The organism is Symbiobacterium sp. (genome assembly GCF_040797425.1).
Classification (GTDB): domain Bacteria; phylum Bacillota; class Sulfobacillia; order Symbiobacteriales; family Symbiobacteriaceae; genus Symbiobacterium.
Map to the genome: position 1 here is coordinate 1 of NZ_JBFNEH010000094.1, position 6,202 is coordinate 6,202.

The following is a 6,202-nucleotide window of genomic DNA, read 5'->3' on the forward strand; positions in this document are numbered from 1 at the left end:
ACGGGCCCCGCCGACGCGACATGACCACCAGGTCTCGGGCGAGACCTGGTGGTCATGTGCGGAAATGCCGGGGTTCGGAGCCCGGCGGCGAGCCCCCGAAAGGAGGGGGCGGTGGCCCTGGGGCCCCCGCCTCGAGTGACAAGTGGTGAGCTAGCCGCACTCAGGATGGTCGCCGCCATAACTGGAGTGGGGACGCCACTGCCGGGCTCCTGGGCACCTGTGGGTGCCTGTTTCCATTATCGCCCTCTTGTGTTGCGTTCAAACCGGTGCCGCAGTTCTCTGGCGCCGGCCGCGGGCCCCTGACGTTTCGCCGGAGCCCAGCGGCAGGCCTTCGGCGACGCCACGGCGATCACCCCTGCGCCCCCATCCCGCGCCAACGCCCGGCGGTCGGTCCGCCGGGCGTTTCTGCTCACGGGTTTCCTCCGTCTTACCGGTACTGGCTCACGAGCTGCTCCCACACCGCCGGATCCATCGTCCAGTCCTGGTTCACGATGCCCTCCTTGCGGTAGCCGGCCACCCGGTCCTCGTAGGGCACCGACGCCGGGTCCTCGTAGATGATGCCCGTGACCAGCTCCTCCGTCTCCATCAGCTTCTTCATCGCCGCGAAGCGGTCGTGCCGGTCGTAGGTCGGGTCCTCGTCGAGGTTCACCAGGTTCTGCTTGAAGAAGTCGAAGGTGTTCACCCGGTTGAACGTGACGCACGGCGAGTACGTGCTCACCAGGGCGAAGCCGGGGTGCAGGATCGCCCGCTTGATGATCTCCACCAGCTGCTTCTGGTTAGCCGAGAAGCCGGCGGCCACGAAGCCGCAGCCCGAGGCGATGGCCAGCTGCAGCTGGTTGACCGCCTTCTCCACGTTGCCCGCCGGCGTGGACTTCGTCTTGAACCCCGGCTCCGAGGTGGGGGAGGTCTGGCCCTTGGTGAGGCCGTATATCATATTGTCCATGACGATATAGGTGATGTCGACGTTCCGCCGGAGGGCGTGCATGTAGTGCCCCATGCCGATGGCGAAGCCGTCGCCGTCGCCGCCGGCGGCGATCACCGTGAGCTCCCGGTTGGCCAGCTTCAGCCCCTGGGCCGCGGCCAGGGCGCGGCCGTGGGTCACGTGCAGGTTGTACGAGTTGATATAGTTCCCGATCTTGCCGGAGCAGCCGATGCCGGAGACCACCGCCGCCTTCTCCGGCTCGATCTGGAGCTCCACCAGGGCCTTCTGCAGGGCCGCCAGCACGCCGAAGTCGCCGCAGCCCGGGCACCACCAGGACTTCTCGGACGTCCGGTAATCTGCCATGGTCAGCGCCATCTCGCTCACGCCTCCTTCGCCGCCCGCGCGATCGTCGGGTCTTCGGTGGGCCGCACGCCCTGCCCGCCGCCGGTCACCAGGTACTGCGCCTCGCCGGACAGCACCGCCCGGGCGCCGTCGACGATGTCCTTCACCGTGAACAGGTTGCCGTCGTACCGGAGCAGGCTGGCCACCTTCGCGGCGTCGTACCCGGCGCCCTTCAGCATGAAGGCGAACTGCCCGGTGGCGTTCGACTCGACCACCAGCGCCTTGCCGGTGCCCACGTACCGGGCGACCTCCGCCACCGGCACCGGGTGGATCAGCCGGATCTGCAGCACGCCCACCTTCTTGCCGGTGAGCTGCTCGATGATCGGCTGGGCCTCCTTCGCGGCGCCCAGCGTGGTGCCGAAGGCCAGGAGCACCAGGTCGGCGTTCGGGCTGCCGAAGTAGCGCACCGCCTCGGTCTTCACGTGGGTGATGCGGCGCAGACGGCGGTTCATCATGTAGACGCGGTTGGCCGGGTTCTCGGTGACCTTGCCCATCGGGCCGTGCTCGGCGCCGGTGGCCAGGAACTGGCCGTTCTTCATGCCCGGCAGCGAGCGGACGGAGACGCCGTTTTCGTTCACCTGCTTGCTGTACCGCTCGAACACGTCACGCCCCAGGGCTGCCAGCTCCGCCGGGTCGGCGATGGGGCCGCGGTCGATCTTGGGCAGCGCCGCGAGGTCTGCCGCGGCGGGCTCCACCGTCTGCTGGAACAGCGCCAGGGCCAGGTCGGAGGCGATCAGCACCGGGCAGTGGTAGTTGTCTGCCAGGTTGAAGGCCTCGGCGGTCATGGGGATGAGCTCCTCCACCGAGCCCGGGGCCAGCACGATGCGCGGGCCCTCGCCGTGGCCGCCGTAGGCCAGGGCCAGCAGGTCAGACTGCTCCTGCTTCGTGGGCATGCCGGTGGACGGGCCGCCCCGCTGGGTGTCGACCACCACTACCGGCGTCTCGGTCATCGAGGCGAGGCCGATGGCCTCCTGCATCAGCGAGATGCCGGGGCCGGAGGTCGCAGTCATGGCCCGCGCCCCGGCGAAGCCGGCGCCCACGCAGGCCACAATCGAGCCGAGCTCGTCCTCCATCTGCACGGCAATGCCACCGACCTTGGGGAAGGCCTTCACCAGGTTCTCGGCGATCTCCGAGGCCGGGGTGATGGGGTAGGAGAACATCAGGCGGCAGCCGCCGGCCAGCGCCCCGAGGGCGACTGCGTCGTTGCCGGTCATCAGCAGCCGCTCCTGCCCGTCGGGGTGGGCCAGGTCGAGCCGCAGGTCTGGCCAGTGCTCCTCGACATAGTTATAGCCCTGATCCATCGCCTGGTGGATCAGCGCCACGAAGTCCTCGCCCTTGTTGCCCCAGCGGCGCACAGCGTACTTCTTGAAGTGCTCCAGGGGCAGGCCCAGGAAGGCCGCCGAAGCCCCGAGCACGAGGTTGTTCTTCATGAGGGGATTGCCGAGCGCCAGGGCCATCTTGTTGAACGGCATGGTCAGCAGCCTGGCGTCGACTCCTTCCGGCAGCTGTGGGTCAAAGGATTCTTCCGCCAGCACGATGGCCCCGGGGTAGACGTTCCGGGCGCAGAGGTTGATGGACTCCTGGTCCAGCACGACCAGCAGGTTCACTCCGGCCGCCGGCGCCTGGACCCGCTCCACCGAGATGCGGGTGGTGAAGTCGGTGTGGCCGCCCTTGATGCGGGAGGCGAAGGTCTTGTACGCGTACACGTAGTACCCCGCACGGCTGGCGACGGTGTTGAACACCTCGGCCGTGGAGTCAAGGCCGGAGCCTTGTTCGCCGCCGATCTGCCAGCAAACCTCCTTGAGCAAAATCGACCCCTCCTCAGGCTGGTGCTGCGGACCGGCACGCACCGCCCGGCCCGCGGTCACGGCTCTGTCCCCATGTGCACACTATCAGTTCACTTCCAACTATACGTCTTATTGGGCTATGATGAACATGCATAGTTGACATACCGTGAATACTCCCGGTGCATCATACCCGGGTAACACGAGGGGGCTATCGGGGTGTTACTTCAGCATCTGATTACCTTCTGCCGCGTCGTGGAGACGGGCGGTTTCGCCCGGGCCGGGGCGCTGGTGGGCCTGAGCCAGCCGGCCGTGACGCGGCAGGTGGCCGCCCTGGAGGCAGAGCTGGGCGTGCCCCTCCTGGACCGGTCCGGCCGCCAGCTGCACGTGACCGCGGCCGGCCAGCTGGTCTACGACCGCGCCCGCCGCATCGCACAGGCGGTGGCCGCGCTGAAGGAGGAGGTGGCCGACCTGGACGACCCCGAGCGGGGGCGCGTGGCCATCGGGGCCGTCACCACCGTCGGTCTCCGGCTCCTGCCGCCCATCCTCGCCGCCTTCAAGGCCCAGTACCCCCGCGTGCAGGTGACGGTGAAGGCCGGGCGCACGCAGGAGACCCTCGCACGGCTGCTGGAGGGCGAGATCGAACTGGCCATCCTGCCCAACCCGGTGGCCCACCCGCGCCTGCGCAGCGTGCCGCTGATGGAGGACCCCGTGGTACTGGTCTGCTCCCCCGAGCGCCGGGCCGAGCTGCCCGACCCGCTGCCGCTGGCGAAGCTGGGCGAGGTCGACCTGATCTCGTTCCAGGCGCCGTCCCGCTTCCGCACCTTCGTCGAGGCCATGCTGGAGCAGCACGGGGTCTACCCCAAGGTGACCATGGAGTTCGACTCCCACGAGGCCGTGACGCTGATGGTGGAGGCCGGCTTCGGCTGCGCGCTGGTGCCGGCGTCGGCGGTGGAGCGGGAGCTGGCCATGGGCACCCTGGTCCAGGTGCGGGTGGACGGCCTGCCGGCGATGGCCCGCACCACCAGCGTCGTCTTCCGCCACCCGAGCCCGGGCTGGAGCCCGGCCGCGGAGCGGCTGTACCGGATGATCGTCGAGCATTTCGGACGAAACGACGCGGCGGAGTAGCAGGAGTTGGTCGGATTTATGGCTAATTCATAGTACCTAGTCCTAATTCGCGCGGGAGAGAGGCGATTTGTGGCCAGTCGCCGCTTTCCTGGTTCGGAAGGACTATCTGTCTGATATACTAGGGGCTGATTTTTCCCGTTTGGGCAGACGCGCCCAAGCAAGGAGGGGCCTGTGGCCATGCACCGGTTGGGGAATATGCGCATCATTCTGCGTTTGGAGATCCAGAACACGGGGTCGATTTTCTCGTACATCGCTACCGCCATCGGCGGGGCGGGCGGCGACATCGTGGCGGTGGACCTGATTCAGTCGCGGCGGGACGTGGTGGTACGCGACATCACGGTCGGGGTGGAGAACCGCGCCCACGGCAACCGGGTGGTCCAGGCGGTGGCCGCCCTGCCCGGGGTGAAGGTGGTCAACGTCTCGGACCGCATCTTCCTGGCGCACCTGGGCGGCAAGATCGAGGTGAAGCCCCGGGTGCAGGTGAAGACCCGGGACGACCTCTCGGTGGTCTACACCCCCGGCGTGGCGGACGTCTGTCGGGCGATCGCCGAGGATCCGGCCAAGGCGTTTACGCTCACGATCAAGCGGAACACGGTGGCGGTGGTGACGGACGGCACGGCCGTGCTGGGGCTGGGCGACGTCGGCCCGGCGGCGGCGATGCCGGTGATGGAAGGCAAGGCGATGCTCTTCAAGCAGTTCGCCGGCGTGGACGCCTTCCCGATCTGCCTCGACACGAAGGATCCGGACGAGATCGTGCGCATCGTGAAGGCGCTGGCCCCGACGTTCGGTGGCATCAACCTGGAGGACATCTCGGCGCCGCGCTGCTTCGAGATCGAGGCGCGGCTGCAGGAGGAGCTGGACATCCCGGTTTTCCACGACGACCAGCACGGCACGGCCGTGGTGGTGCTGGCGGGCCTGATGAACGCCGCCCGGGTGGTGGGCAAGAAGCTCACCGACCTGCGGGTGGTGGTCTGCGGGATCGGCGCCGCCGGCGTGGCGATTTCGAAGATGTTGATGCTGGCGGGTATCCGGAACATCATCGGGGTGGATCGCGTCGGCATCATCGAGCGGGGCCGGGACTACTCCAGCAACCCGATGTGGCAGTGGTACGCGGAGCACACCAACCCGGAGAACCGCCACGGCACGCTGGCCGACGCGATCGAGGGCGCCGACGCCTTCATCGGCGTTTCGGGGCCCGGCGTGCTCACGGTGGCGCACGTCAAGAAGATGGCCAAGGATCCCATCGTCTTCGCCATGGCCAACCCCACGCCGGAAATCGACCCGGAAGAAGCGGCTCCGCACGTGGCGGTGATGGCCACCGGCCGGTCCGACTACCCGAACCAGGTGAACAACCTGCTGTGTTTCCCCGGCATCTTCCGCGGGGCGCTGAACTGCCGGGCGCGGCAGATCAACGACGCGATGAAGCTGGCCGCCGCCCGGGCCATCGCGGCGGTGGTTTCGGACGAGGAGTTGCACGCCGAGTACATCATCCCGTCGGTGTTCAACAAGCGGGTGGTGGAGATGGTGGCCCAGGCGGTGGAGGCGGCGGCGTACGAGAGCGGCGTCGCCCGGCGGGAGCGGCAGCCCCAACCTGCGCCGACGCGGGGCGGGGATGACTGAGCCGTGGGCTGGGCCGCCGGGGGTGCTCCAGACCTGGGTGGTGGCGCATCGAGGCGGCGCAGGGTGATCCTGCGCCGCCTCGATTGCGTTTGGCCGACTCGGGCACGGCAAGGCTTCCCGGTACTCTCGCGACCCCGGGGGATAGTCGGCGTGCGGGGGGGCCGGGTGGTCTTCGGTTAGTTCAGGCTTGTGGTTCCGACGGTTTGAGAGCGCCGCCAGCGGTTGTGCCACAAGGGCTTCGTGTAGAAGTCGCTTGCGGCAATGTTTCCCGGTGCTCTCAAAGCGTCGGAGGTTCGCTGCACTCGGCAGGATCAAGGATGCTCGAGGGTTCGCGAGACAGCGCATC

The 6,202-nt window shown here is 68.2% G+C and carries 4 protein-coding genes; 2 read left to right on the top strand and 2 right to left on the bottom strand.

Features of this window, described 5'->3' with window-relative positions; translation table 11 throughout:
• Positions 1-427: 427 nt before the first annotated feature.
• Both AB2385_RS16425 and AB2385_RS16430 read right to left on the bottom strand, forming a co-directional pair.
• Positions 428-1,297, bottom strand: a complete 870-nt coding sequence (locus tag AB2385_RS16425; protein ID WP_367656094.1) for a 2-oxoacid:ferredoxin oxidoreductase subunit beta — start codon at positions 1,295-1,297, stop codon at positions 428-430.
• A 5-nt stretch (positions 1,298-1,302) separates the two neighbouring features.
• Positions 1,303-3,132, bottom strand: coding sequence for a 2-oxoacid:acceptor oxidoreductase subunit alpha (locus tag AB2385_RS16430; RefSeq protein WP_367656095.1), 1,830 nt, complete (start codon positions 3,130-3,132; stop codon positions 1,303-1,305).
• Positions 3,133-3,327: 195 nt separating this feature from the next.
• On the opposite strand from AB2385_RS16430, the gene AB2385_RS16435 reads away from it, so the two are divergent.
• Both AB2385_RS16435 and AB2385_RS16440 read left to right on the top strand, forming a co-directional pair.
• A complete protein-coding gene (locus tag AB2385_RS16435; RefSeq protein WP_367656096.1) occupies positions 3,328-4,236 on the top strand; it encodes a LysR family transcriptional regulator in 909 nt (302 codons plus the stop codon).
• Positions 4,237-4,413: 177 nt separating this feature from the next.
• Complete coding sequence (locus AB2385_RS16440; protein ID WP_367656097.1) at positions 4,414-5,856, top strand: malic enzyme-like NAD(P)-binding protein; 1,443 nt, start codon at positions 4,414-4,416, stop codon at positions 5,854-5,856.
• The last annotated feature ends 346 nt before the right edge of the window (positions 5,857-6,202 follow it).

Excerpts from the sequence above, each read along its gene's own strand:
- AB2385_RS16425 (WP_367656094.1), bottom strand. The coding sequence starts at position 1,297 with ATGGCGCTGACCATGGCAGATTACCGGACGTCCGAGAAGTCCTGGTGG.
- AB2385_RS16440 (WP_367656097.1), top strand. The coding sequence starts at position 4,414 with ATGCACCGGTTGGGGAATATGCGCATCATTCTGCGTTTGGAGATCCAG.